Source organism: Shewanella sp. DAU305 (genome assembly GCF_026802235.1).
Lineage (GTDB): Bacteria > Pseudomonadota > Gammaproteobacteria > Enterobacterales > Shewanellaceae > Shewanella > Shewanella baltica.
The window spans coordinates 336,537-359,577 of record NZ_CP113808.1 but is presented as its reverse complement, the minus strand read 5'-3'; the positions used below and the strand labels follow the sequence as shown (position 1 = coordinate 359,577).

Below are 23,041 nucleotides of genomic sequence, written 5' to 3'. Positions count from 1 at the left end.
GGTAAGTGTTAATGCGAATTGATTCGATTTGCGATCAAGCCGACAATAATGCTTAGGTACATTAAGCGTAAATGCTAAATGCGAACGAGTTCACTTTTTTTAAGCAGAAATAGCGTTAGCAAGGCGTTCGAAGGGGGCAATCGGTTTTCTCGCCTTGATAAATAGCCCGTTAGCCCTTATCTATAAGTGATACAGATTGTTGAGGAGTCAATATGAGCAACCCTTTGCTTAGCGGCGCAAAATTACCGCTTTTTTCACAGATTAAACCGGAACATATTCAAGTCGCCGTTGAGCATGCCATTGCTCAGTGCCGCACTAAGATTGATGAAGTGCTGCAGAATCAAGGTCCTTACACTTGGGACAACTTGGTCGCGCCACTAGAACAGGTTGACGATGAGCTAAGCCAAATTTGGTCGCCCGTTTCTCACATGAATTCAGTGACCAGCACCGATGAATGGCGCGCTGCTCATGATGCTTGTTTGCCGCTATTGTCGGAATACGGCACCTATGTTGGTCAACACCAAGGTTTGTATCAAGCCTATAAAGCCCTGCGTACATCGAATGAATTTACACAATTAAGCCAAGCCCAGCAGAAGGTGATTGAACACAGCCTGCGCGATTTTGAACTATCGGGTATTGGCTTAGATGACGCGCAAAAAGTGCGTTATGGCGAAATGGTAAAACGTCTTTCTGAACTCACCAGTGGCTTTTCGAATCAATTACTGGATGCGACCCAAGCTTGGACTAAGTTGATCACAGATGAGGCTGAGCTTGCTGGCCTGCCAGAGTCTGCCAAAGCCGCCGCTAAGGCGATGGCCGATGCGCGTGAGTTAGACGGTTGGTTGTTTACCTTAGATTTCCCTTCTTATTTACCTGTCATGACTTACAGCGAAAACCGCAGTCTTCGCGAAGAGTGTTACCGCGCCTTCGTTACTCGCGCCTCGGATCAAGGCCCCAATGCTGGCGAGTTTGATAACAGCCCGCTGATGGACGAAATCCTAGCACTGCGCCACGAACTGGCATTGTTACTTGGTTTTGACAGTTTTGCCGACAAATCACTCGCCACCAAAATGGCTGAAACCCCGGCGCAGGTGATGGCATTTTTAAACGAGCTAGCGCTGCGCTCAAAGGATCAGGCTAAAGCTGAATTGGCCGAGCTGAGAGCGTTTGCCGAGACGGAATATGGCGTGAGCGAAATGGCATCTTGGGATTTAAGTTTCTATGCCGAGAAGTTGCAGCAGCATAAGTATGAGATTTCACAGGAAATCCTGCGTCCGTACTTCCCTGAAGATAAAGTGCTCTCGGGCTTGTTCTACACAGTATCGCGTTTGTTCGGCCTTAAAATCGTTGAGCAAAAAGACCTTGATCGTTGGCATAAAGACGTGCGTTTCTTCGATATTTTCGACGAAACTGACGAACACAGAGGCAGTTTTTACCTCGACTTATATGCCCGCACAGGTAAACGTGGCGGTGCTTGGATGGATGACTGCCGTGTTCGCCGTCAAACCGCCCATGGATTGCAAAAGCCAGTGGCTTATTTGACCTGTAACTTTAATGGACCGGTCGATGGCAAACCTGCGCTATTCACCCACGATGAAGTGACGACCCTGTTCCACGAGTTTGGCCATGGTATCCACCACATGCTGACCAAAATCAATGTTGCAGGCGTGTCGGGTATCAATGGTGTGCCTTGGGATGCGGTCGAGTTACCGAGCCAATTTATGGAAAACTGGTGCTGGCAGGAAGAAGCCTTGGCCGAAATTTCTGGCCACTTCGAAACGGGTGAGCCATTACCTAAAGCCTTGTTAGATAAGATGCTGGCGGCGAAGAACTTCCAATCTGGCATGATGATGCTGCGCCAACTTGAGTTCTCGTTGTTCGATTTTAGAATGCACCACGAATACGACCCCGCTAAAGGCGCGCGCATTCAAGAAACCTTAGACGAAGTGCGTCGTCAGGTAGCCGTATTAACGCCGCCAGACTTTAACCGTTTCCAACATGGTTTTGCCCACATTTTTGCGGGCGGATATGCTGCGGGTTATTACAGCTATAAATGGGCAGAAGTGCTGTCGGCGGATGCGTTTTCCCGCTTCGAAGAGGAAGGGATTTTCAACCCTGAAACGGGTCGTCGTTTCCTGCACAATATCCTCGAAATGGGTGGCTCAGCCGAACCTATGGACTTGTTCAAACAGTTCATGGGACGCGAGCCTAATATCGATGCCTTGTTAAGGCATTCAGGCATTGCTGCATAAGCTAGATAAGCAATTGTTCACCTTGATAAATCTGCCCATTATAACGGGCTGATTTTCTCTGAGCATTTAGTTTTGCTAAACGATAAAAAGGCGTCATCTGACGCCTTTTTTGTGACATAGATCCCGCTTGCCCTGTGGTATGACCTCTGTTAGCCTGTGGCTCTTATTCCAAGGGCGACTCGTTATGAATCTGTATTTTCGTTTGTTTTGGTTGTTATTTTGGCGCACACGCCATTGTCGTAAGATCGATTTTCTAGGGACAAGCCGTATCACGTATCGTGCTTTACCGAGCGACTGCGATATCAATTTCCATCTGACTAACTCCCGCTATCCTGCGTTTATGGATCTGGCGCGGACTTATATGTTGGCCGAGATGGGTCTATTGAAACGTTTCTTAAAGTTGAAGTGGATGCCGATAGTTAACGCCGCCGAATTTACCTATATTCGCGATATCAAGCCGCTAAAAACCTTTGAAATTGAAACCAAAGTTGTCGGCTGGGATGAGAAATATTTCTATATCGAACAACGCTTTGTGAGCGAGCGAGGCTTACATTGTATTGTGCATGTGCGCGGTGTGTTCGTGTGCAAAGGTAAGCAAGTGCCGCTAGATGTGTTAGTGAAAGAGGCGGGTTATACCGATGCTGCACCTGAGTTGCCGCCCGAAGTCGTGAAGTGGAAAGCGTTTTTGCAGTTGAAGAAAGAACGCAATATGTGATCTTGTTGAGGCATGACTTACCCCGCTAAGGTATGCCTCTTATTCCCGCCGTTTCCTCCATTTCAGCCAGCAACACCTCTTCTTGTACTAACATCCAAGCGCCGCGCAATTGTGCCTGTTGCCAATAGCGCACGATTTCATCCAAATCCAATAGATTTAAGTGTTGAAAGCTATAACTTAAACAAGGGATTAGGGCGCAGTCGGCTAAGGTAAAACTGTCGCCACAAACCCAATGGTGTTGCGTGAGTTGCGTGTCTAAGCGTTGAAATTGTGCCAGTAGTTGTTTCTCTAATTGTTTGATTTCGAACTCGTTGCTGTCCTCGGTATGCATCAACTTTTCTAATTGAAATAATGGGTTATTAATATCATTGTCTATGATGCGATCGAACAAACGCACCTGTAAGTTGCGTTGCGGTTCTTGGGGCAGCAGCTGGGTACTGTTATTAAAATGCCTATCTAAGTATTCAATAATAATGCTGGATTCGGGAACAAGCAGCTCATCGTGGGTTTTTAGCAGGGGAACTCTTGCCTGCGGATAGGTTTGGTGAAATTCCTTGCGTGAAAAAGGGTCGCGCAGATCTATGATTCTGGGGTAGAAATTGGCCTGCTTTTCATAAAGTGCGATCAGCACCTTTTGTGAATAGCGAGATAAGGGGTGATAAAAAAGCTCCATAGGCACTAACTCCAAACCCTGAATTTTACTGACTTTACGCCTTAACTTTAGTCGTAATTAAGGTGCTTGCTGTAGGAGTTTTTCTAAAAAATGCAGGGATAAACACAATTTTTAGCGGCAAAGCCAAATGATCCATCAAGGATAAAAATCGGTATTATTAACGACATATTAAAAGTGTCGGGATTTAATCATTTTAAAGGTAATAATATGAGCCAGTTAGAGCGTTTTTCATCTATTTATGCCAGAGCCAGTGAGCGCAAAGGCGGACCTGCTGGACTCGAAGCATTATTGTCTGGTTGCCTGTCTGATGATGAAATTCGCCAATATCGGGATGCTGAATTATTGTCGGCGATGAGCCGTCAGGTGTTTCAAAGTGGTTTTGTATGGCGGGTGGTTGTTAACAAATGGCCCGAGTATGAGAAGTCTTTCTTTGGGTTCGAACCGCATAAAGTATTAATGTTATCGCCTGAGCAAATTCAAGCGCGGGCAAGTGATGCGACCTTGATTCGCCATCTTAAAAAGACTCAAGCCATTTATGATAATGCTCTGATGATCCACGATGTTGCTCGCGAACATGGCAGTTTGGCGCAACTGATCGCCGCTTGGCCGACACAGGATATTATTGGTTTGTGGGCGTTGTTGAAGAAACGCGGTACTCGATTGGGCGGCAATACGGGTCCCTATTTTCTGCGGGGTATTGGCAAAGATACTTTTTTGTTAACCGATGATGTGCAAGGCTATTTTAAAGCGCACAAATTAGTCGATGCGGGGTTTACGTCGCAGACAGCGCTTAAACAAGTACAAGCTGTATTTAATCAGTGGCAACAGGAATCAGGGCGTTGTTTGGCCGACATCAGCCGTATTTTGGCCTGTAGCGTAGGGGATAATCGAATTTAGGATATTTAGATTTAGCATTTGTAAGCGCAACATAAAAAAGACCAGCCGCGGGGGCTGGTCAAGGCTCTATTTATCAAGCCACTGGAGTGCCGCAGGGAAGCAGCGGATGAGCGGGTAACGCGACTAACTACACTTAAAAACTTTTGCTGATGCCCACGACAAATCTGTCATCGAAGATTTCAGTCTGAGTACCATAGACCTTGTGGTCGTTATCCACTGTGCTGCCGTGGTAACGGACATCAAAATTCAACCCGTAGAATACTTTGCTTAGACCTAAGTTCCAGTGTCCCCAACCTTCGGCACCTTCACCGCTCAAGTCTTGATAACCGACAGAGCCTGAGATTTTTACGCCATTATCGAAGTTGTAGCTTGGGTGCAAGGCGTAGTTCACGCCGTGCCAGCCATCGACACCAAACCAGTCATCGACTGTGGGTGTGACTTCTAATTGTAAATTGGTGCGGCCAAACTGTTTGCCCACTTTGAGCCAGAGTTCTGTGTAGTTTGAATAGGATGCACCTGGGTAGAGGTATGAAAACAGCATCACATCATAGGTAAATCCTGAGTCGCCAAATTCACCGGCTTTGCCGATAAAAGGCGCGGTAACGATCTCTAAATTAGGATCGGCAAACTTAATGTTGGAGCTAAATACCCCAGCATACCAACCTTCATTGTGATTCCAGCTTAAGGTGCCTTGCACTACGGGGATATCGCCGTCTAAGGTTTCAGATTCACCGCGGAACACATAATCGGAGGCAAAGTTAACATTGGCATTAATCGTACCGCCAAAGAGCTGGTTGTCATCGGCCGCTTGAGCAGTCATAGCAAGGGAAAGTAACGCCCCACTGAGCAGAAATTTAGTGCGTGTCTTCATAATCATCATCTCAAAATTATTTCAAATTATTGGGAGTTGTTAGCGCACCATTATCGTAAAAATAACTTGTGAATAGCCGTGATGCTTGGAATGAACCAATCACGAAAATATGTGAATGAATATGAAAAAATGCGTTTTTAAGCGAGGAATTTTTAGCTTTGTAAGCAATATTCGTCATTAAAGAAGTGTTAATTGTGGGAGTCTGAGTTTCATTTAATGGGGTATTAAACTGGATTTCGGGTTTGCTCCGCCTATGGCTAACCACTAAAATAACCCGCTCAGTATAATTTGAGACGGTTACTTTTATTGTTGTGGGTTTGACTCAAACCATTGGCGCCGTATTTCGGCCATATGTTTGAGGTAACAAACTGCACATTAATCCGCTAAATGATGTTTTTTACGCGCAGGCAGTCTGAAGCCAATTCCTTGTTTACTCTCTTTCGGTATTGTCAGTCTTGATAGGTCGTTTTGAGCGACTTGATGCTGAGAGTGGCCTGAGTAAAAACAACAGCGCTGCGTTTTTGTCTCTATGTACAAATTATTGCAACAAGTGGCGGTTAAGCTAACGCCATTGAGCTGTGGGCCTTGGCCTATGACAAGTTTAGAATATGAACAGATTTGCAACATATTCAATATGGAGTAGGCTTATTGGGTGTTTTACGGCATATCCCTCTAACAATGTTACCCAAAGTTAACAGGCTTTTTAAATCGAATAACAATTCGATGAATATAGTAATGCCGAATGAGTGAAAATTTTCATTAGTTTACAATTTAGTTTCGTTATCTTCCTTGTTGATTCATATAGGCTATGAGATAAATAACGGATTTGATTTTAGTTACAATTACGGCTCGTGTCAGCGCAATAAGTGTACTGGTATGTGGGCAGTTAATATTTGAAGGAGTTCTCATGCGGCAGACAATTAAACTTGCCTCAGTTATAAGCGTGGCGTTATGGATGGCAGCTTGCAGCCCTCAAGAAGAGAAAGCTCAGGCGGGCGCTGGCCCACGTAGTATGGAAGTGGGAATCCTTAATATTGTTGCCCAGCCACAAGTGATTCAGGTGGAGTTACCAGGACGCAGTAAAGCTTTCCTCGAGGCCGAAGTTCGTCCACAGGTGAGCGGTATTATCACTAAGCGTAGTTTTGTTGAAGGTGGCAATGTGAAACAGGGTGAATCCTTGTATCAAATCGACTCTGCAACTTATAAAGCCGCGTTAGTGAGTGCCAATGCCGATTTAGCCAGAGCCAATGCGGGTTTAGCCTCAGCAAAAGCTAAGGCTGCACGTTATCAGCAACTGGTGAAAACCAATGCCATCAGTAAGCAAGAATTTGATGAAGCTGAAGCGGCATATAAAGAAGCATTAGCGAATGTCACCGTGGCAGAAGCTGCGATTAACACCGCTAAAATCAACCTGCAATACACTGAAGTATTAGCGCCTATCTCTGGTCGTATCGGTAAATCGAGTGTGACTGCGGGTGCGTTAGTGACAGCGAACCAAAGCCAAACGCTGGCGACGATTCAACAACTTGATCCTATCAATGTGGATATCGCGCAATCGAGTGCGCAGTTGTTACGTCTTAAAGCTAAGTTGAAGCAAGGTAAGCTACAAGCTTCAGAAAATGCTGATGTGCAGCTGTTACTCGAAGATGGCACACAATACAGCCATCCAGGTAAGTTACAGTTCGCCGAAGTGAGTGTGGACCCAAACACTGGTTCAGTCATTCTGCGCGCTGAATTCCCTAACCCTGAAGGTATCTTGTTACCTGGTATGTATGTTCGCGCTATGTTGAATGCGGGTACTGATCCACAGGCTATCTTAATTCCACAAAAAGCCATCACGCGTAACTCTAAGGGTCAAGCAGTGGCTATGGTTGTGAATGACCAAGGTGTCGTTGAATCGAAAACTGTAACGACCGCTGAAGTGATTAACAACCAATGGCGAGTCACTTCTGGTTTAGCTGTGGGCGATAAATTAATTGTGGAAGGATTACAGAAAATTCGTCCAGGCGCTCCAGTAACCACCAAAGTTATTTCTGAAACGCAAGCACAATAGGGCATAGCTATGGCACGTTTTTTTATTGATCGCCCCATATTTGCGTGGGTGATCGCCTTGATTATCATGCTGGCAGGGGTCCTCTCGCTCCGCTCGCTGCCAGTGTCTCAATATCCTAACATTGCACCACCGACCGTGGTGATCAGTGCTAACTATCCTGGCGCTTCCGCTAAGATTGTTGAAGACTCTGTGACTCAGGTGATTGAGCAACGTATGACGGGTATTGATAACCTCCGTTATATCTCCTCAACCAGTGATAGTTTTGGTAATGCGTCTATTACCTTAACCTTCAACGCCGAAGCCGATCCGGATATTGCACAGGTTCAAGTTCAGAACAAGTTACAGGGCGCTATGACCCTGTTACCGCAAGAAGTGCAGTCGCAAGGGGTTAACGTTAACAAGTCGAGTTCAGGCTTCTTAATGGTATTAGGCTTCGTATCGACCGACGGTTCGTTAGATAAAGGCGATATTGCCGACTACGTTGGTGCTAACATTCAAGATCCTATGAGCCGTGTTCCGGGCGTAGGTGAAATTCAGCTGTTCGGTGCCCAATATGCAATGCGTATATGGCTAGATCCGTTGAAGTTGACTCAATACAGCTTAACCAGCTTAGATGTTATTGCGGCGATTCGTTCTCAAAACGCTCAAGTCTCCGCTGGACAGTTAGGTGGCGCGCCATCTGTGGCTGGCCAAGAGCTGAACGCGACCGTATCGGCTCAAAGCCGCTTACAAACGGCGGAAGAGTTTCGCAAGATTATCCTTAAATCGGATATTTCAGGTGCAAATGTCTTCCTCGGTGATGTGGCGCGAGTTGAGTTAGGTTCTGAAAGTTATGCCGTGGTGTCACTGTATAATGGTCAACCTGCAACAGGGTTAGCGATTAAACTGGCAACGGGTGCTAACGCGCTGGATACCGCATCAGCGGTTCGTGAAAAAATTGCTGAAATGAAGCCTTTCTTCCCGCAGGGGTTAGAAGTGGTTTATCCATACGATACAACACCTTTCGTAGAGCAATCTATCGAAGGTGTGGTGCATACCTTGCTTGAAGCGATCGTACTTGTGTTCGTTATCATGTACCTCTTCCTGCAAAACTTCCGTGCTACCTTGATCCCGACTATTGCGGTACCTGTGGTATTGCTGGGTACCTTTGCGATTCTATCCATGGCGGGTTTCTCGATTAACACCCTAACCATGTTCGCTATGGTGCTCGCCATCGGTTTGCTGGTGGACGATGCGATTGTGGTGGTGGAAAACGTCGAGCGGGTGATGTCCGAAGAGGGCTTAAGTCCACTCGAAGCGACGCGTAAGTCGATGGACCAAATTACCGGTGCCTTAGTCGGTATTGGTCTGACCCTATCCGCTGTGTTTGTACCTATGGCATTTATGTCAGGTTCAACGGGTGTGATCTACCGTCAGTTCTCGATCACTATCGTCTCTGCGATGGCGCTGTCTGTACTGGTGGCGTTGATTTTAACGCCAGCACTGTGTGCGACTATGCTCAAGCCAGTCAAGAAGGGCCATGGTCACATAGAAACAGGCTTCTTCGGTTGGTTTAACCGTACTTTCGACAAGCTGACTAACCGTTATGAGTCGAGCGTGGCTGGTATCATCAAGCGCAGCTTCAGAGTCATGACGATTTACGTTGTGCTGGTTATTGCAGTGGGTTGGATCTTCATCCGTATGCCTACCGCCTTCTTGCCAGACGAAGACCAAGGTATTTTGTTTACCCAAGCTATTTTGCCGACTAACTCAACCCAAGAAAGCACCCTAAAAGTATTGGAGAAAGTTTCTGATCACTTTATGGCTGAAGAAGGCGTGAGATCGGTATTTAGCGTGGCGGGCTTCAGTTTTGCGGGTCAAGGGCAAAACATGGGTATCGCCTTCGTTGGCTTGAAGGATTGGTCTGAGCGTGAAGCGCCTGGCATGGACGTTAAGTCTATTGCGGGTCGTGCCATGGGTGTGTTCGGCCAGATGAAAGATGCCTTAGTCTTTGCCTTCGTACCGCCTGCGGTTATCGAGTTGGGTACGGCTAACGGTTTCGACATGTACTTGCAGGATAAGAACGGCCAAGGTCACGAGAAGTTAGTGGCGGCACGTAACCAACTGCTGGGCATGGCGGCACAGAATCCAAATCTGGTGGGCGTGCGTCCTAACGGTCAAGAAGATGCGCCGATTTATCAATTACATGTAGATCACGCTAAGTTAAGCGCGTTAGGCATTGAAATCACTAATGTGAACAGTGTGCTTGCCACTGCTTGGGGTGGTTCTTATGTGAATGACTTTATTGACCGCGGCCGCGTAAAGAAAGTGTATGTGCAAGGTGATGCCCAGTATCGTATGCAACCAGGAGACTTAGACTCTTGGTACGTGCGAAACAACAAGGGTGACATGGTGCCATTCTCTGCCTTTGCGACGGGTACATGGGAATTCGGTTCACCACGTCTAGAGCGCTTTAACGGCTTACCGTCGATGAACATTCAGGGTGCTACGGCTCCTGGGTTCAGTACCGGTGCGGCGATGGAAATCATGGAAGACCTTGCTAAGCAGCTTCCTCCTGGTTTTGGTGTCGAGTGGAACGGCTTATCGTACGAAGAGCGTTTATCGGGTAACCAAGCGCCTGCGCTGTATGCACTGTCGATCTTAGTGGTGTTCCTCGTACTGGCTGCACTCTATGAGAGCTGGTCTGTGCCGTTTGCTGTTGTGCTTGTGGTGCCACTCGGGATCATCGGTGCCTTAGTTGCAATGAACGGTCGCGGCTTGCCAAACGACGTGTTCTTCCAAGTGGGGCTGTTAACCACAGTGGGCTTAGCAACCAAGAATGCCATCTTGATTGTGGAATTCGCGAAAGAGTTCTATGAGAAAGGTTCGGGCTTAGTCGAGGCGACCTTGCATGCTGTACGTGTACGTTTGCGTCCTATTCTGATGACGTCTCTTGCCTTTGGTTTAGGTGTTGTGCCATTAGCCATTAGCTCGGGTGTGGGTTCTGGTAGCCAAAACGCCATCGGTACTGCGGTACTTGGCGGTATGATGAGCTCGACTTTCCTAGGTATCTTCTTCGTACCATTATTCTTCGTGATAGTGGAGCGTATCTTCAGTAAGCGTGAGAAGAAAGGTAAAGAAGAGAAGCCAAGCTCAGCTGAATAAGCTCAGTCGTTTCTAAACTAAAGCCCTGCAATTGCGGGGCTTTTTGTTATTTAATTTTGCGATTTAATGCTGTTAGTTATAAAGATGGATAGGCACTGTGCGCGAGTTCTGGCATATTGCGCTTAGGCCGTTAAGAGGACGAAACATGGATGATGCAGCATTGCAATTGCAAAAACTAGATGCACTACTTGCTAAGGGGAAGATGTACGTCATTTTAGTCTTTGGCGTATTTTTCTGGGGTATGTTGGTGTCCCTCATGGTCGCCTTAATCCATTATTTTATCTTGGGCGATCCATTCTGGGCGGAACTGCAAAGAGCGCTCTATATTTATCCCATTAGCGGCATTTTATTTGGTTGGTTTACGTGGGTGCAGATTCATCGTAAGCGAGATAAACTGCGCGCCCAATAGCATCAATAGTTCTGGTTAAGCTGAGTGTAGGGGTGACATGGTGTTTTCGTGGGGTAATCTTGCAACTAAGCAACTTATCGTGGGAATGATATGCTATAGCATAGCGCTGGCGTTTTTGGCCTATGGTGTATATGCGTTTTACTTGCCGGCGCTTGCTGTGCCCGAGTTAACCCGCTGCGTCGGTGCTGCCGTGTTATTTGTCGGCATGGGGTTAACCCCGCAGTTATTTTTTATGTCAGTGAGCCAAATAGCGTCGCAAGCCAAGGACACGCCAGAAAAATCCACACTGCAGACCTATGTGTTTAATCTAGGTATGTTTTTGCTCATTTGCAGTATGTTGATGGAATGGTTATACGACTAAATCTACGGGTTTTAGTGGTTCAACCCGATAAAGCAAGGGTGTCGACTTCATCATCGACGCCCTTTTTATTGAGGTTAAGGCGTGTAGTAAGTCGCTGCGCCTGGCCCGACGGGCAGACCAAAGCCAAATACCCACAGGAAGAAGAATGCTGTCCAACCCACGAAAAACACCAGGGTGTACGGCAGCATAGTGGCGATCAGCGTGCCTATACCGAGGTTTTTCTGGTAACGACAGGCGACCGCTAATATCAAACCAAAGTAGCTCATCATAGGCGTGACTAAGTTAGTCACTGAGTCCCCAATACGGTATGCCGCTTGAATTGTTTCGGGGGCATAACCGACCAGCATCAGCATAGGCACGAAAATCGGGGCGGTAATGGCCCACTGTGCCGAGGCGCTGCCGAGCATCAAGTTGATAAAGCCGCAAAGCATAATAAAGAACAGGAACACGATAGGGCCAGTCAAGCCTATAGATTGCAGCCCATCGGCCCCTAACACTGCGAGTACCGCGCCTAAATTACTCCAGTTAAAGAAGGCGACAAACTGCGCGGCGAAGAAGACGAGGACGATATACATGCCCATAGTGCTCATGCTGTGGGACATGGCATTGATGACATCTTTATCATTTTTGATGCTGCCCACTATTTTGCCGTAAATAAAGCCCGGTATGGCAAAACAAATAAAGATGAAGGCGACTATACCCTTAAGGAAGGGCGAACCTGAGATAAGGCCAGTTTCTGGATGACGCAGCGGCGCACCTTCGGGGACGACTGAAAGCGCTAGGATAACGGCGAGCACTAACATAGATAACCCCGCCCATTTTAAGCCACGCTTTTCAATCTCACTAACGCTCTCCATCGATTGCAGTACGGTTTCATCCGCATCATCACCTTGGTATTTGCCTAACTTAGGCTCGACGATTTTCTCGGTGACAAAGGCACCAAGGAAAGTGATCACAAAGGTGGAGACAAACATGAAGTACCAGTTCACTTCTGGGCCGACGTTGTACTCAGGATCTATCATGCGCGCCGCAGCTTCGGTTATGCCCGATAATAAGGGATCGACAGTACCTAGTAACAAGTTAGCGCTATAGCCTCCTGAAACCCCTGCAAAGGCGGCCGCTAAACCCGCCAGTGGATGGCGACCAAGAGAGTGGAAAATCATCGCCGCCATAGGGATAAGCACCACATAGCCAAGCTCGGCGGCCGTGTTGGACATAATGCCGGCAAAGACTATGGTCACAGTAACCAATCGCTTTGAGGCGCCCATGACTAAGGCGCGCATAGCGGCGGATAATAAGCCGGAACGTTCTGCAATTCCGACGCCGAGCAGTGCGACGAGCACAGTGCCAAGCGGCGTAAAGCCAGTAAAGTTAGTCACCAGATGCGAGACTATCATCCGCAAGCCTTCGGCGTTCATTAGGCTTACTACATGGATTAACCCGTCTGCACTGCGGCCGTGGGAACCAATGGGTCTTGGGTCAACAACGGTCAGGCCAAAGTAACCTGCGATGCCTGAAATGACGACCACAGCGACACAGAACAGCGCGAATAGGGTGATTGGGTGGGGGAGAAGATTACCTAAGCGTTCAACAATATTGAGAAAGCGTACAAACCAACCACTGGCACTGATATCGCCATGTTGTGGATCTGGCTCCGAGGCCTTTTTTGGGGGGATATCGCCGGAATTGAAACTCATCGTTCTTCCTTTATGTCGACCTTTGCGCAGCGCACTATCTTTGACCCTAGAACAGACGCGAGGCATTGCCGACGGCCGACTCTGGATAAGGTGGCTGAGGGATGACTCTGGCAGCAAGTATTCTGGGGGAAAGCTAAGGTAAAAGTTAAAAAATTAGCCGGAAAGTATGATTGTTAAGTTTTAATTGAAACTTAAATGTTGCGATTGGCGGCGTGGAAGTGATGTGGGCAAAATGGGGATAAAAAAATGGACTCTCGAGGAGTCCAGTATTCACGAGCAAAATTGGATGCTCTAATGTTGTGCCAATACACTATAGACCTTGTTTGCTGTATCGGAGCTGAAGATCGTTAAATTTATATTTTAATTGCGCTTTTTAATGTGCCGGATCACAGTTTACCGCCTAAAGAGGCGAGTTTTGCTGGTGGTTGAAGCTCCGGATAGCCACTTTTACCATTGCCAGCTCTGACCAGCGAATAATTTAATCGCCTTAACCTGTGCCATAGGTGAAATTTCCACTCATTTATGATTAGCTGTATCCTGTTAACAAGAATAAGAAACCTAAGGATGGAAGATGGAAAAATTGTTATTGGGATTAACGCTGATTTTTATCGTTACCTATCTTTGGTACGTCAGCCTAGTCAAAAAGCGCAATACTGCACTAGAGGCCCTGTCGGGTATCGATGTACAGCTAACCAAACGTGCCGATCTTGTGCCTAATATTCTAAAAATCGCCAAACGATTTATGGATCATGAAAAGTCGCTGCTCACTGAAATCACCGAATTACGTACTCAGCTCAGCCATAATTACAACAAGGCCGATCCGAGTGCCGTTAAAGAACATTTAGTTCAAGCTGAGCGGTTGAACGACAAAATGGGTGCCTTAATGGTGAATGTGGAGAACTATCCCGAGCTCAAGTCCGACAACACTATGTTGCAGGCGATGCAGACCTATAACGAGGTCGAAGCGCATATCTCCGCTGCGAGGCGTTTCTATAACTCGGCAGTGTCAGAGCTTAATACTGCGGTTGAAATCTTCCCAGGCTCGATTATCGCTTCTATGGCGAGTATTAAAGTGATGCCATTCTATGAGGTGAGCGAAGCGGCAAAAGCGCCCGTAGATGCGGCCGAATACTTGTAAGCTTAGTTGCGCAGGGTGAGTGTTCACCCTGCAATACTATGATATCAATATGAATATTCTCACCTTTATTTTAGGTAGCCCGATTCGGACTTATCGGGGTCATGTTGGTTTGTCTGCGGATTTGGATGAACTTCCTCAACTCGAAGCGTATTACGAAGAACACCTAGCCCCCATTAGTCGTAAATATGAAACTAAGCGCGTGGCCTGTCTTAAGGCGGCGCGTAAACGTTTATATTTGAGTTTGATGATAGTACTTGGGCTGACCTTACTCACTGTGATTGGCTATTACAGCGGCGTTGCTTATTTCCCACCCTTACCCTTGCTTGCCTTAGTTGGGTTGAGCTGGTGGAGCTTTGCGCCGACTCGAGATTTTAAACATCTGGTTCAACGGGATATTTATCCATTGATGTTTAAATATTTCGGTGATGATTTTGTTTATAGCCGCGAAATGCGCCTCGATATGAATCGACTCGTTGCGGCTAAAGTATTACCGCAATACGATAAAGTCAGTTTCGGTGACTATATTCAAGGCCGCTATAAAGGCGTTGAGCTAACTGTAAATGAACTCACCTTGACCAAGAATGTGCAAGCCGAAGAGCTGGATGCCAGCACCAATAGGCGCAGAACCGTTACCCGCACCGAAACCCAGTTTAGTGGCTTAGTGGTTGAGCTGAGTAGCCATAAAGCGTTTATCGGCCACACTGTGGTGCTGAGGGATCGCGGTGGTTTAGCGAATTTCCTGTCCGACAGCCATGCTGGACTGGTGCGAGTGAAACTTGAAGATCCGCAATTCGAAAAAGAGTTTGATGTGTTTTCAACGGATCAAGTAGAGTCTCGCTATTTGCTCAATACGGCATTTATGGAGCGCTTACAGGAACTAGCCAAGCATTTTGGTGGAAATATTCAATGCGCTTTCTTTCGCAACAAGTTGATTATGTTCCTGCCAAATCGCAGAACGCGTTTTCAAATGCAGTCCATTTTTAATGGCGCGACCTTTTCAGCAGAATTTAGTCAGATAAACCGAGAGATGAAGCAACTCTTTGCTATTATTGAAGTACTTAAACTTAATCAGCACACGGGACTTTGATGTTGCTCACTCGCTCAGCACCGACTCGTACACAAATGGCAGCGGCCTTTTTATCGCCTCGCAGCCTTGTCGTGTTGGGTCTGTGTTTATGGCTGATATCGAGTCTGATGATGAGTGTAAAAGCGGAGGAGGCAAGCGTAAAACCTAAGCCGCGTATCGTTGCCAGATATTCAGAGAGCGGCATAGTCAGCCGTGAAGGCTTAGAAAAACTCAAGATTTATCAATACCAACAAGCCAATGGCGTCACTGTATTTACCGATAAAGCCCCTGCCAATAACCCGTATCAAATTCTGTTGTATGACTGTTTCGCCTGTCGCCCCGACTCGACCATAGATTGGAATGGTATCCGTTTATTTACCGCCAATTACGATGCCCTGATCACCCGTGCTGCCCATAAACATCAACTTGACCCCGCCTTGATCCGCGCCGTGATCCACGCAGAATCAGCCTTTAATGCGCGTGCATTGTCGCGTACTGGCGCGATGGGATTGATGCAATTAATGCCTGAAACGGCTAAAGAAATGGGTGTAGCAAACGCGTTTTTACCCGAAGAAAATATCTTAGGTGGCAGTAAGTATCTGGCGCAAATGCTAAAACAGTTTAACGGGGATGTGGCCTTGGCCTGCGCGGCCTACAATGCGGGGCCAACAACTGTGGTGCAGTACAATGGCATTCCGCCCTATCCTGAAACCCAAGCCTATGTTGAGCGTGTTAAAATTCTATTGAAGCGATATCGCGAGCAGAAGGGCGTTTAGCTGTAGGCTTTGTGAGCTTAAATTAAGCGGCGAAAACCTGAGATCATCGCCGCCATTTGAGTAGAAGATTATTCGCCGACTTCCCATTTTACTGTGATGTTACCGTCCGCTTGTCCGAGCGTCTTACCTAAGTAATCCATTAATTCGGTTGCGATTTCATCTAACTGCCAAGGCGGATTGATGATCCATAACCCTGCCGCTGTCATGCCAAACTCATCCGAATCGGGTTTAATCGCCTGCTCAATTCTCAGCTGACGTTTAATACCACTGCTGGCGAGGCGCGATAACATGCCTTCGGTCTGAGCGCGATTTACCACGGGATACCAAAGCATAAACACGCCTGTAGCAAAACGTTTATGCGCTTTGATCAGGGTTTCGGCTACATCTTGATAGTCGGTTTTCATCTCGTAGCTAGGATCGACGAGCACCAGAGCGCGGCGCTCTAAGGGTGGCACTGCGGCGATAAGGCCTTTTAAGCCATCACCTTTGATCACTTTTACTTGCCTGTCTTCGCAGAAATAATCGTCCAGCAACACATAATCAGTGCTGTGCAGCTCGTGCAGCACCATGCGATCTTTAGGCCCCAATTCCATGTCTATAATGGCAGGCGAACCTGGGTAGAAGTTGAGTTCGTCAGGATTTTCTTCATTAAAATGACGCACGGCGGCGACATAGTCCTGCAGCGATTGCGGCAGATCAGTTTTATCCCAAAGCTTAGCTACACCTTCGAGGTATTCACCGGTTTTTTGTGCAAATTCATCGCTTAAAGCATAACCACCCGCACCCGCATGGGTATCGATATACACGAGTGGTTTGTCTTTCTTGTGCATCAGCTGCAAGGTTTGAAGCAAGATGGCGTGTTTCAACACATCGGCATAATTGCCAGCGTGATAACCATGGCGGTAACTTAACATGGGGGATCCTAGTAATTTGCAAACAAAGCAAAGAGAGGCAAATGCCTGACGCCAATTATACCTGCGATGCTTGTAGGCGTAAATTTAATGCCTTAGTTGGCGCTCTTTTTATTGGCGAACCAGTGTGTGGGTGTTTGCATTTGAAAGGTTTTCAGCCATAGATTCGCGGGTGCGGGTTTACCGAATAGATAGCCTTGAAATTGTTCACATCCTAACGCCGTGAGTTGCAATAACTGGGCTTCGGTTTCGATACCTTCGGCAATGACGTTGAGTTTTAAGCTCTTGGCTAACAGGATGGCGGCGTTGACAATTTGGGTATGGCGTTCACTAATGCCCATTTGACTGACAAAGCAGCGGTCGATTTTTATCGTGTCGGCACTGATATCAATGAGTTGGCTTAATGACGCATGGCCAGTACCAAAATCGTCAATGGCGATAGACACTCCCATACGAGCTAAGGTGTTTAGGCGTCGGCCCGTTTCTTTATGGGTTGAAAATACTGAGGTTTCAGTAATCTCAATTTCTAATAATGGGATGAGTTCGGGGTGATTCATATAGGTTTGGATCAACACCTTAAAGAAGCGATCCGACAAAATATCTTGCCCAGATAAGTTGAAGGCAATCCTGACCAGAGGCACGTTTTTCGGCCAAGAACGGATCAGTTGTAGTAATTGCCTGAAGACTTTTATCGCAAAAATCGCCTGTAATTGGGATGACTCTATGATGGGAATAAACGTGTTCGGCATAATCATAGTGCCGTCTTCATCGAACATTCTTGCCAGCGCTTCAAAGCTAATAATGTGGCCATCTGCCCTTACTTTAGGCTGTAGCCACATTTCCAGACGATTGTGTTTCAATGCGTCGCGAATTTTGGCTTTCTGCGATGAGGCTTCGAGAAGATTATTAATCAAACCAATGTAATACACCATGACTGGGCTAGCTTGGGTGGTTTGCTTAATGGCAATTAAACATTGCTCTGCGGCTTGCTGCGGTGAAGCTTTATTACCCGAACTGCAACCGACTCGGCACTCGAGATGATATTCAATCTGTTGTTCATGTTTAAGCTGCAGGTTTGTTGGAATACGCTCGCGTAATTGTAGCGCGAGGTTTTCGGGGGAGATCAGCGGCAGGCTGGTAAACTCAAGCGCAAACGAGGCTCCCCTAAACCGGTATATTTTTGCGTGATGCCCAAAGCGATTTTTGAGTTCGGTCGCAAAGGCTTTTAGGATGGCATCCCCGACGCTGATACCGAAGGCGGCATTGATTTGACTCAGATTATCAATTTTGACTAAGGCGACTGTCATATCCAAATGGATTGTGCTTGGGGCTGGGTTATACCAGTGATTCTCGTTGGGTAATCCGGTCACTAAATCATAGAAATGTGTGCTGATATGGTGCTTTTTAAGTCGGCTTAGTTCAATCGCATGGTTGGCCTGTTCTGTGACATCGTGGCAGTGAAACAACAAAGTGTCATGGTGCTCTAATGAGGCTTTCTGCAGCAGATATTTAGTGCCGTTGTTGTTCTTTAAATGGGTCGGAAACGCGGCCGCCAGTAAATTTGTGCTGGTATCTTCGGTAAGTTCAAAAATGTCACATAGGCGAGTGCGGTTTAGTGTGACCTCTCCGGCGATTTCTTTGGCCGCATTATTCAGGTTGAGAATCACGCCGTCCTCATTACAGAAGAAGGAAGCGGTGCCATTATTTTCAAAGATTTCAGCATATTGATCTAAGGTACGCTGCAGAGCATTTTGATGCTGGATCATTTGCTGCGCATGGACTTTCTGGGTTTTTAGCAGGCGCATTGCTGACAAGGGAATACAGATATTAAAAAAGACAAACAGTAAACCATTCAGATAAGCGTGGGTCGCAGGCAGACTGATATCAATATCAATAATCGGGGGAATATTTTGGTTACGCAGTAGCAGTAAAAAAGGCAATACATTAAAAAACATCATAATAACGGCTACTTTTCTGCCAAATAGAAAAAGCGCCATTAAGGGAAGGGTATATAAGAAGGTAATCCCTGCCTGGGATAAGTTAAAATCTGGGATAAACAAGAGTATAGAAATACAGGCGGCAATGACCATAGCCAGCAGGCTTATTGAACTGGCGAGTAAATATTTGCGGGTAAACCATAGAGCCAAAAACAGCACAGTTAGAAAACTGACCGTAATGCTGATAATAAAAGCTAGGTTTAACTCATACGCAATTAAAGAGCTATGCAGCACTATGCTAGTGGTCAAAATCGCGCCACTGAGCAGAATAATCCGCAATAAGCTGGTTTTTAATATTGTTCTATCAGGATTTAAAAAGTCTTGATCCCTAATAAACAAAAAACCTTTTAGCCATTGAAGCAAAAAGAGTCCTTATCCCATACGGAAGTCACGCAGGTTGACTGGGGGATATAACATATAACATAAATCACTAAATTGTTATACAAATAGATTACTACCTTTATAAATCAGTGGATTACAATGTGATGCCTGTTTGAATCGTTAAGGGGACACTGCGACAAATTGACTAAGACAGTGATGAGTTTGGTGATGTGATTTGCTGACTAGCATATTCATAAACGAGATTTTTAGGCATAATGGCCATCATTTTCGTTGGTTAGAAGACAGCCTGTGACCCCGATTTTTTTCAATCAGCAATACCCAACACTTGTGGATATTTGTGCACGTTGGCAACTCGTCTACGATGCGAATGCGACCTTCGAATTGCGTTTTGAATCAGATACTTTATCACTGCATAAACGTGATGAGCCTAAGCTCGATGGCATAGTGGTGGACTTTGTGACTGGCGCCGTCGCCCATAGACGTAAGTTCGGTGGTGGTCGCGGCCAATCCATTGCTAAAGCGGTGGGATTAAAGCAAGGGGTAACACCGAGTGTGGTTGATGGCACTGCGGGTTTAGGGCGCGATGCCTTTGTGCTTGCAAGCCTTGGTTGCACTGTGACTATGGTTGAACGTCATCCTGTGGTTGCGGCATTGCTTGAAGACGGCCTGCGCCGCGCCTATCAGGATGCTGAAATCGGCGATTGGATGCGTGAACGTATGCGCCTGTTCCATGGTTCGAGCCTCGAAGCCCTATCGAAATTGGCACAAGAAGTAGATGTGGTGTACCTCGACCCTATGTATCCCCACCGCGATAAATCGGCCCTTGTTAAAAAGGAAATGCGTGTATTCCAATCCTTAGTTGGTGCCGATTTAGACGCCGATGGTCTACTCGCCCCCGCTTTAGCCTTAGCAACTAAACGTGTCGTCGTTAAGCGCCCAGATTATGCCGAAGATTTGGATGGGTTTAAGCCAAATACGGTTATCGAAACTAAGAAAAACCGTTTCGATGTCTACGTAAAAGCCGCGATGAAATAGGGTCTCTGCCTATTTACATGATTGCTCAGACAAACAAGCAAGGTACTCATTAAATATGATGACCATGTAGACAACTTGTCCGCTGGATGTCCCATTTCACGGCGCAGCTTAACGTAAGAAAAACTGCACTGGCACAACAAGTTCTAACGTCTCGTTTGGCATTGTATCGGGTATGGCAGGTAAGGGCTGGGCTCGCTCCAACATTTTTAGTGCTTCTGCATCTAATGTTTGATAGCCCGAACTTTGCTCAATTCGACTCGCGCTGACTCTGCCTTGGCGATCTAACACAAAATACAGCATTACTGTGCCTTGCTGTCGTCGATTACGTGCCGTACGCGGATATTCCTTATGTTGCTCTAACCAGGCTAATAAAGTCGCAGTGTAGTCCTGGGTATCGCCAAGCAAACCTCCGCCAGTCATGTTATCGCCGCTAGCCGCCTTATTCTGTTCTGCGGAATCAGCTTCACCGTTTTGACCTACTTCGTTGGCAGACGCTGCTAACGCTGTCGGCGATGGGGTTTCGGTTGGATTGCTATGCTGCTCATTCACCTCGGACTGAGTTGTTAGCTCATCTTGAGGTGTTGGCGCTATGGGTTTAGGTTTGGTACTTAGTGTGGGAGTTACTTTCTTTGTTATGGGTGGCAGTCGTGCTGGTTTATCGAGTTGCTCTTTAATGGGCTCAGATTTTTGCTTAGCAACTGGCGCCGTCGTTTGTGGCAGAGTACTCGCTGCGCTACCTGCAGGCCCTAAGGAAATTTCAATCCCTCCGTTGCCAACCGCTTTAGCCTGACCCGAGGGCGTTATTACTGCTGGTGACCAAAACACCGCAGCCGTTAAGGCGATGTGCAAAAAAGCCGCTAACAGCAAAGCTATACCGCATTGCGCTATGTTCGGCGCTAACTCTTGGTCTGTCATTTGGCCCCCAGCTCAGTTAATAAACGCAGCTTTTTAACGCCTACGCCATACAAGGCTTGGGTAAAATGTACGAGCTGATTTCCCGATAACTCACCATCAACTTTTAGCGTGACTTGGGTTTCTGGCTCGGCGGACAGCAGCATATCGATGCGTGCTAACAGTTCTGCTTCCGTAATCGGTTCATTATCGAGTGCGAGTTTGTTGTCACGGCTTATTAGGATGAGCACGGCATCCGGTTCATCTACGCCATCACTTTGCGAGACCGGTGGAGTGACATCAAACGGTGCTGTCACGGAAAGGCTACCTGCGATCATAAAAAAGATTAACAGCAAGAACACCACATTAATCAGCGGCAAAATACGTTCTTCTGTTTGGTCCGGCCGATGTTCAGGAAAATGCATTAGTGGTTGTTCTCCATGTTATTGCCGCCCGCTTTCGTCGCAGGTGCGGGTTGCCAATTGGAGTCCTCTACCAGTGTTAGCGGCGCAATCCCTGCGGCATTAAGTGCATCTAATACCTGTACTAACCTTTGTACTGGAGTATCCGCCTGCGGCTGTAGGCTCACCATTTGGCTTGCAGGCTGGCGCCCTTGTGCTTTTTGCTGTAATGCTTCCAGTGTGATCGTTTCGCCGTTTAGTTGTAGTTGGTCTGCGCTAATTTGTACTAAAAATGGCGCTTGCTCAGCGGGAGCGGGGCTACCTGCCGTGCTGGTATCGAGCGCCACAGTGCGCCAGTCTAGAAAACTGGAAGACAGCATAAAAAACACCAATAGGATAAAAACCACATCAATGAGTGGCGTTAAGCTAATCACAGCTTTACGTTTTGAAGGATGAGCCGTGAGTCTTGGTCGTTGACTAAATGGCGCTTGCATGGAGTGCCTGTTTGTTATTGGCTGTGAGTGGTGTAACCACAGTGCTTGGTGCTTGATAAGTGCTGGCCGCCGATAACTCTGGGGTAAACAGTTGCGTCACTAAGTTATCCATTTCATGTGCGAGGTGATCGACGCGCCGTTCTAGATAGTTCAGCAATGCCACCACTGGGATAGCGACACATAAGCCCACCGCTGTGGTGAGCAAGGCTTCCCAGATCCCGCCTGACAGAATCGCTGGATTCACTTTATTACCCGCCGCTTGCAGTTGTTGAAAGGCGGCGATCATTCCCATTACCGTGCCCAGTAATCCCAGTAGTGGTGACAATGAACCTATGACCTCTAGTGGGCGCAATCCGCGTCTTAACTGAAATAGCGCATTACAGCCATAACGCAGCACTTCTTCGCGCACCAAAGGTTCAGGTAGTTGGCGTGTGATGCCACGAATTGCTTGTGCCATTGCTTGTGCTGTGGGATTGCGGCTTACCGCAGCAAGCTGTAATGCTTCTTCCTGCTTGCCTTGTTGCCATAGTGCCAATGCCTGCCTTGCGGGTTTACGCTGCCACAGACCTGCTCGCTGAAACTGGATAAGTTTCATCAGCACAATCGTCATCGCAACCAATGACATCAGCACCAATATCACCACTACTGTGCCGCCCGTCTCCAGCAGTGCGAGGGCATCGTTCCACCAAGTCGATGTTGCTAACACATCTGTAGCGGAAGCTTCCTCCGTTGGCTGTTGCACACCCGAAACTACCGTTTCAGGTACTGAAGACAATTGTTCAATGGCATGAGTTTCAGTGTTGAGCGGTAACGTGGCTTGGCTGTTATCGGCGCTGGCATTTTCCTGCGCCCAACTGGCGAGTGGTACAGCAAGTAATACCAATGAGAGTAAAACGGCTTTCAATATCATCAATTTTA

Annotated in this window: 20 protein-coding genes; 11 read left to right on the top strand and 9 right to left on the bottom strand. The window is 47.0% G+C overall.

Translation table 11 applies throughout. The annotated features are described in order from the left end of the window. The first annotated feature begins 212 nt into the window (after positions 1-212). Together prlC and OX890_RS01485 are read left to right on the top strand one after the other, a co-directional pair. Positions 213-2,252, top strand: a complete 2,040-nt coding sequence (gene prlC, locus OX890_RS01490) for an oligopeptidase A (RefSeq protein WP_268649988.1) — start codon at positions 213-215, stop codon at positions 2,250-2,252. A 184-nt stretch (positions 2,253-2,436) separates the two neighbouring features. Beyond that, positions 2,437-2,967, top strand: coding sequence for a thioesterase family protein (locus OX890_RS01485; RefSeq protein ID WP_006079446.1), 531 nt, complete (start codon positions 2,437-2,439; stop codon positions 2,965-2,967). A 25-nt stretch (positions 2,968-2,992) separates the two neighbouring features. Here the strand turns inward: OX890_RS01485 and OX890_RS01480 are convergent, their stop codons facing one another. After that, the gene (locus tag OX890_RS01480) at positions 2,993-3,640 is read right to left on the bottom strand and encodes a glutathione S-transferase family protein (RefSeq protein ID WP_259562723.1); all 648 of its coding nucleotides are present in this window, start codon (positions 3,638-3,640) and stop codon (positions 2,993-2,995) included. A 207-nt stretch (positions 3,641-3,847) separates the two neighbouring features. Between OX890_RS01480 and OX890_RS01475 the strand changes: the two genes are divergently transcribed. Then, complete coding sequence (locus OX890_RS01475; RefSeq protein ID WP_259577588.1) at positions 3,848-4,537, top strand: DNA-3-methyladenine glycosylase I; 690 nt, start codon at positions 3,848-3,850, stop codon at positions 4,535-4,537. A gap of 133 nt (positions 4,538-4,670) precedes the next feature. Here OX890_RS01475 and OX890_RS01470 read toward each other — a convergent pair whose 3' ends face one another. Beyond that, positions 4,671-5,417: a TorF family putative porin gene (locus OX890_RS01470; protein ID WP_268649987.1), complete on the bottom strand. Its 747-nt coding sequence runs from the start codon at positions 5,415-5,417 to the stop codon at positions 4,671-4,673. An 898-nt stretch (positions 5,418-6,315) separates the two neighbouring features. Here OX890_RS01470 and OX890_RS01465 point away from each other — a divergent pair. From OX890_RS01465 to OX890_RS01450, 4 genes are all read left to right on the top strand, one after another. Then, positions 6,316-7,461, top strand: a complete 1,146-nt coding sequence (locus tag OX890_RS01465; RefSeq protein ID WP_268649986.1) for an efflux RND transporter periplasmic adaptor subunit — start codon at positions 6,316-6,318, stop codon at positions 7,459-7,461. A 9-nt stretch (positions 7,462-7,470) separates the two neighbouring features. Continuing rightward, on the top strand, positions 7,471-10,605 hold the full coding sequence (locus tag OX890_RS01460) for an efflux RND transporter permease subunit (RefSeq protein ID WP_268649985.1): 3,135 nt from the start codon (positions 7,471-7,473) through the stop codon (positions 10,603-10,605). A gap of 145 nt (positions 10,606-10,750) precedes the next feature. After that, positions 10,751-11,014, top strand: a complete 264-nt coding sequence (locus tag OX890_RS01455) for a hypothetical protein (protein WP_006079452.1) — start codon at positions 10,751-10,753, stop codon at positions 11,012-11,014. A gap of 37 nt (positions 11,015-11,051) precedes the next feature. Further along, the gene (locus OX890_RS01450) at positions 11,052-11,375 is read left to right on the top strand and encodes a hypothetical protein (RefSeq protein ID WP_268649984.1); all 324 of its coding nucleotides are present in this window, start codon (positions 11,052-11,054) and stop codon (positions 11,373-11,375) included. Between the two features lie 74 nt (positions 11,376-11,449). Here OX890_RS01450 and OX890_RS01445 read toward each other — a convergent pair whose 3' ends face one another. Further along, positions 11,450-13,072 (bottom strand): AbgT family transporter, encoded by a 1,623-nt coding sequence (locus OX890_RS01445; protein WP_012588902.1) that lies wholly within the window; start codon positions 13,070-13,072, stop codon positions 11,450-11,452. Between the two features lie 571 nt (positions 13,073-13,643). Here OX890_RS01445 and OX890_RS01440 point away from each other — a divergent pair. Genes OX890_RS01440 through OX890_RS01430 form a run of 3 tightly spaced genes read left to right on the top strand, consistent with a single transcriptional unit; the run spans position 13,644 to position 16,052 of the window. Beyond that, a complete protein-coding gene (locus OX890_RS01440; protein ID WP_006079455.1) occupies positions 13,644-14,210 on the top strand; it encodes a LemA family protein in 567 nt (188 codons plus the stop codon). 49 nt (positions 14,211-14,259) lie between these two features. Then, a complete protein-coding gene (locus tag OX890_RS01435) occupies positions 14,260-15,297 on the top strand; it encodes a DUF3137 domain-containing protein (RefSeq protein WP_268649983.1) in 1,038 nt (345 codons plus the stop codon). Next, positions 15,297-16,052, top strand: coding sequence for a lytic transglycosylase domain-containing protein (locus OX890_RS01430; RefSeq protein WP_063882133.1), 756 nt, complete (start codon positions 15,297-15,299; stop codon positions 16,050-16,052). Before OX890_RS01435 ends, OX890_RS01430 begins: the two co-directional genes overlap by 1 nt. Positions 16,053-16,120: 68 nt before the next feature. Here OX890_RS01430 and OX890_RS01425 read toward each other — a convergent pair whose 3' ends face one another. Then, positions 16,121-16,966: a 23S rRNA (adenine(2030)-N(6))-methyltransferase RlmJ gene (locus OX890_RS01425; protein ID WP_006079458.1), complete on the bottom strand. Its 846-nt coding sequence runs from the start codon at positions 16,964-16,966 to the stop codon at positions 16,121-16,123. A gap of 92 nt (positions 16,967-17,058) precedes the next feature. Then, positions 17,059-19,323 (bottom strand): bifunctional diguanylate cyclase/phosphodiesterase, encoded by a 2,265-nt coding sequence (locus tag OX890_RS01420; RefSeq protein ID WP_268649982.1) that lies wholly within the window; start codon positions 19,321-19,323, stop codon positions 17,059-17,061. Positions 19,324-19,590: 267 nt separating this feature from the next. Between OX890_RS01420 and OX890_RS01415 the strand changes: the two genes are divergently transcribed. After that, a complete protein-coding gene (locus OX890_RS01415) occupies positions 19,591-20,337 on the top strand; it encodes a class I SAM-dependent methyltransferase (protein ID WP_268649981.1) in 747 nt (248 codons plus the stop codon). 108 nt (positions 20,338-20,445) lie between these two features. On the opposite strand, the gene OX890_RS01410 is transcribed toward OX890_RS01415, so the two are convergent. From OX890_RS01410 to OX890_RS01395, 4 genes are read right to left on the bottom strand one after another with little or no spacing between them, the layout of a single operon-like run. Continuing rightward, a complete protein-coding gene (locus tag OX890_RS01410; RefSeq protein WP_268649980.1) occupies positions 20,446-21,252 on the bottom strand; it encodes an energy transducer TonB in 807 nt (268 codons plus the stop codon). Beyond that, a complete protein-coding gene (locus OX890_RS01405) occupies positions 21,249-21,653 on the bottom strand; it encodes an ExbD/TolR family protein (RefSeq protein WP_268649979.1) in 405 nt (134 codons plus the stop codon). Before OX890_RS01405 ends, OX890_RS01410 begins: the two co-directional genes overlap by 4 nt. Continuing rightward, positions 21,653-22,123, bottom strand: coding sequence for an ExbD/TolR family protein (locus OX890_RS01400; protein ID WP_268649978.1), 471 nt, complete (start codon positions 22,121-22,123; stop codon positions 21,653-21,655). The genes OX890_RS01405 and OX890_RS01400 overlap by 1 nt, the downstream gene beginning before the upstream one ends. Next, the gene (locus OX890_RS01395; RefSeq protein ID WP_268650585.1) at positions 22,107-23,033 is read right to left on the bottom strand and encodes a MotA/TolQ/ExbB proton channel family protein; all 927 of its coding nucleotides are present in this window, start codon (positions 23,031-23,033) and stop codon (positions 22,107-22,109) included. Before OX890_RS01395 ends, OX890_RS01400 begins: the two co-directional genes overlap by 17 nt. Between the last annotated feature and the right edge of the window lie 8 nt (positions 23,034-23,041).

Excerpts from the sequence above, each read along its gene's own strand:
- prlC (WP_268649988.1), top strand. The coding sequence starts at position 213 with ATGAGCAACCCTTTGCTTAGCGGCGCAAAATTACCGCTTTTTTCACAG.
- OX890_RS01485 (WP_006079446.1), top strand. The coding sequence starts at position 2,437 with ATGAATCTGTATTTTCGTTTGTTTTGGTTGTTATTTTGGCGCACACGC.
- OX890_RS01480 (WP_259562723.1), bottom strand. The coding sequence starts at position 3,640 with ATGGAGCTTTTTTATCACCCCTTATCTCGCTATTCACAAAAGGTGCTG.
- OX890_RS01475 (WP_259577588.1), top strand. The coding sequence starts at position 3,848 with ATGAGCCAGTTAGAGCGTTTTTCATCTATTTATGCCAGAGCCAGTGAG.
- OX890_RS01470 (WP_268649987.1), bottom strand. The coding sequence starts at position 5,417 with ATGATGATTATGAAGACACGCACTAAATTTCTGCTCAGTGGGGCGTTA.
- OX890_RS01465 (WP_268649986.1), top strand. The coding sequence starts at position 6,316 with ATGCGGCAGACAATTAAACTTGCCTCAGTTATAAGCGTGGCGTTATGG.
- OX890_RS01460 (WP_268649985.1), top strand. The coding sequence starts at position 7,471 with ATGGCACGTTTTTTTATTGATCGCCCCATATTTGCGTGGGTGATCGCC.
- OX890_RS01455 (WP_006079452.1), top strand. The coding sequence starts at position 10,751 with ATGGATGATGCAGCATTGCAATTGCAAAAACTAGATGCACTACTTGCT.
- OX890_RS01450 (WP_268649984.1), top strand. The coding sequence starts at position 11,052 with ATGGTGTTTTCGTGGGGTAATCTTGCAACTAAGCAACTTATCGTGGGA.
- OX890_RS01445 (WP_012588902.1), bottom strand. The coding sequence starts at position 13,072 with ATGAGTTTCAATTCCGGCGATATCCCCCCAAAAAAGGCCTCGGAGCCA.
- OX890_RS01440 (WP_006079455.1), top strand. The coding sequence starts at position 13,644 with ATGGAAAAATTGTTATTGGGATTAACGCTGATTTTTATCGTTACCTAT.
- OX890_RS01435 (WP_268649983.1), top strand. The coding sequence starts at position 14,260 with ATGAATATTCTCACCTTTATTTTAGGTAGCCCGATTCGGACTTATCGG.
- OX890_RS01430 (WP_063882133.1), top strand. The coding sequence starts at position 15,297 with ATGTTGCTCACTCGCTCAGCACCGACTCGTACACAAATGGCAGCGGCC.
- OX890_RS01425 (WP_006079458.1), bottom strand. The coding sequence starts at position 16,966 with ATGTTAAGTTACCGCCATGGTTATCACGCTGGCAATTATGCCGATGTG.
- OX890_RS01410 (WP_268649980.1), bottom strand. The coding sequence starts at position 21,252 with ATGACAGACCAAGAGTTAGCGCCGAACATAGCGCAATGCGGTATAGCT.
- OX890_RS01405 (WP_268649979.1), bottom strand. The coding sequence starts at position 21,653 with ATGCATTTTCCTGAACATCGGCCGGACCAAACAGAAGAACGTATTTTG.
- OX890_RS01400 (WP_268649978.1), bottom strand. The coding sequence starts at position 22,123 with ATGCAAGCGCCATTTAGTCAACGACCAAGACTCACGGCTCATCCTTCA.
- OX890_RS01395 (WP_268650585.1), bottom strand. The coding sequence starts at position 23,033 with ATGATATTGAAAGCCGTTTTACTCTCATTGGTATTACTTGCTGTACCA.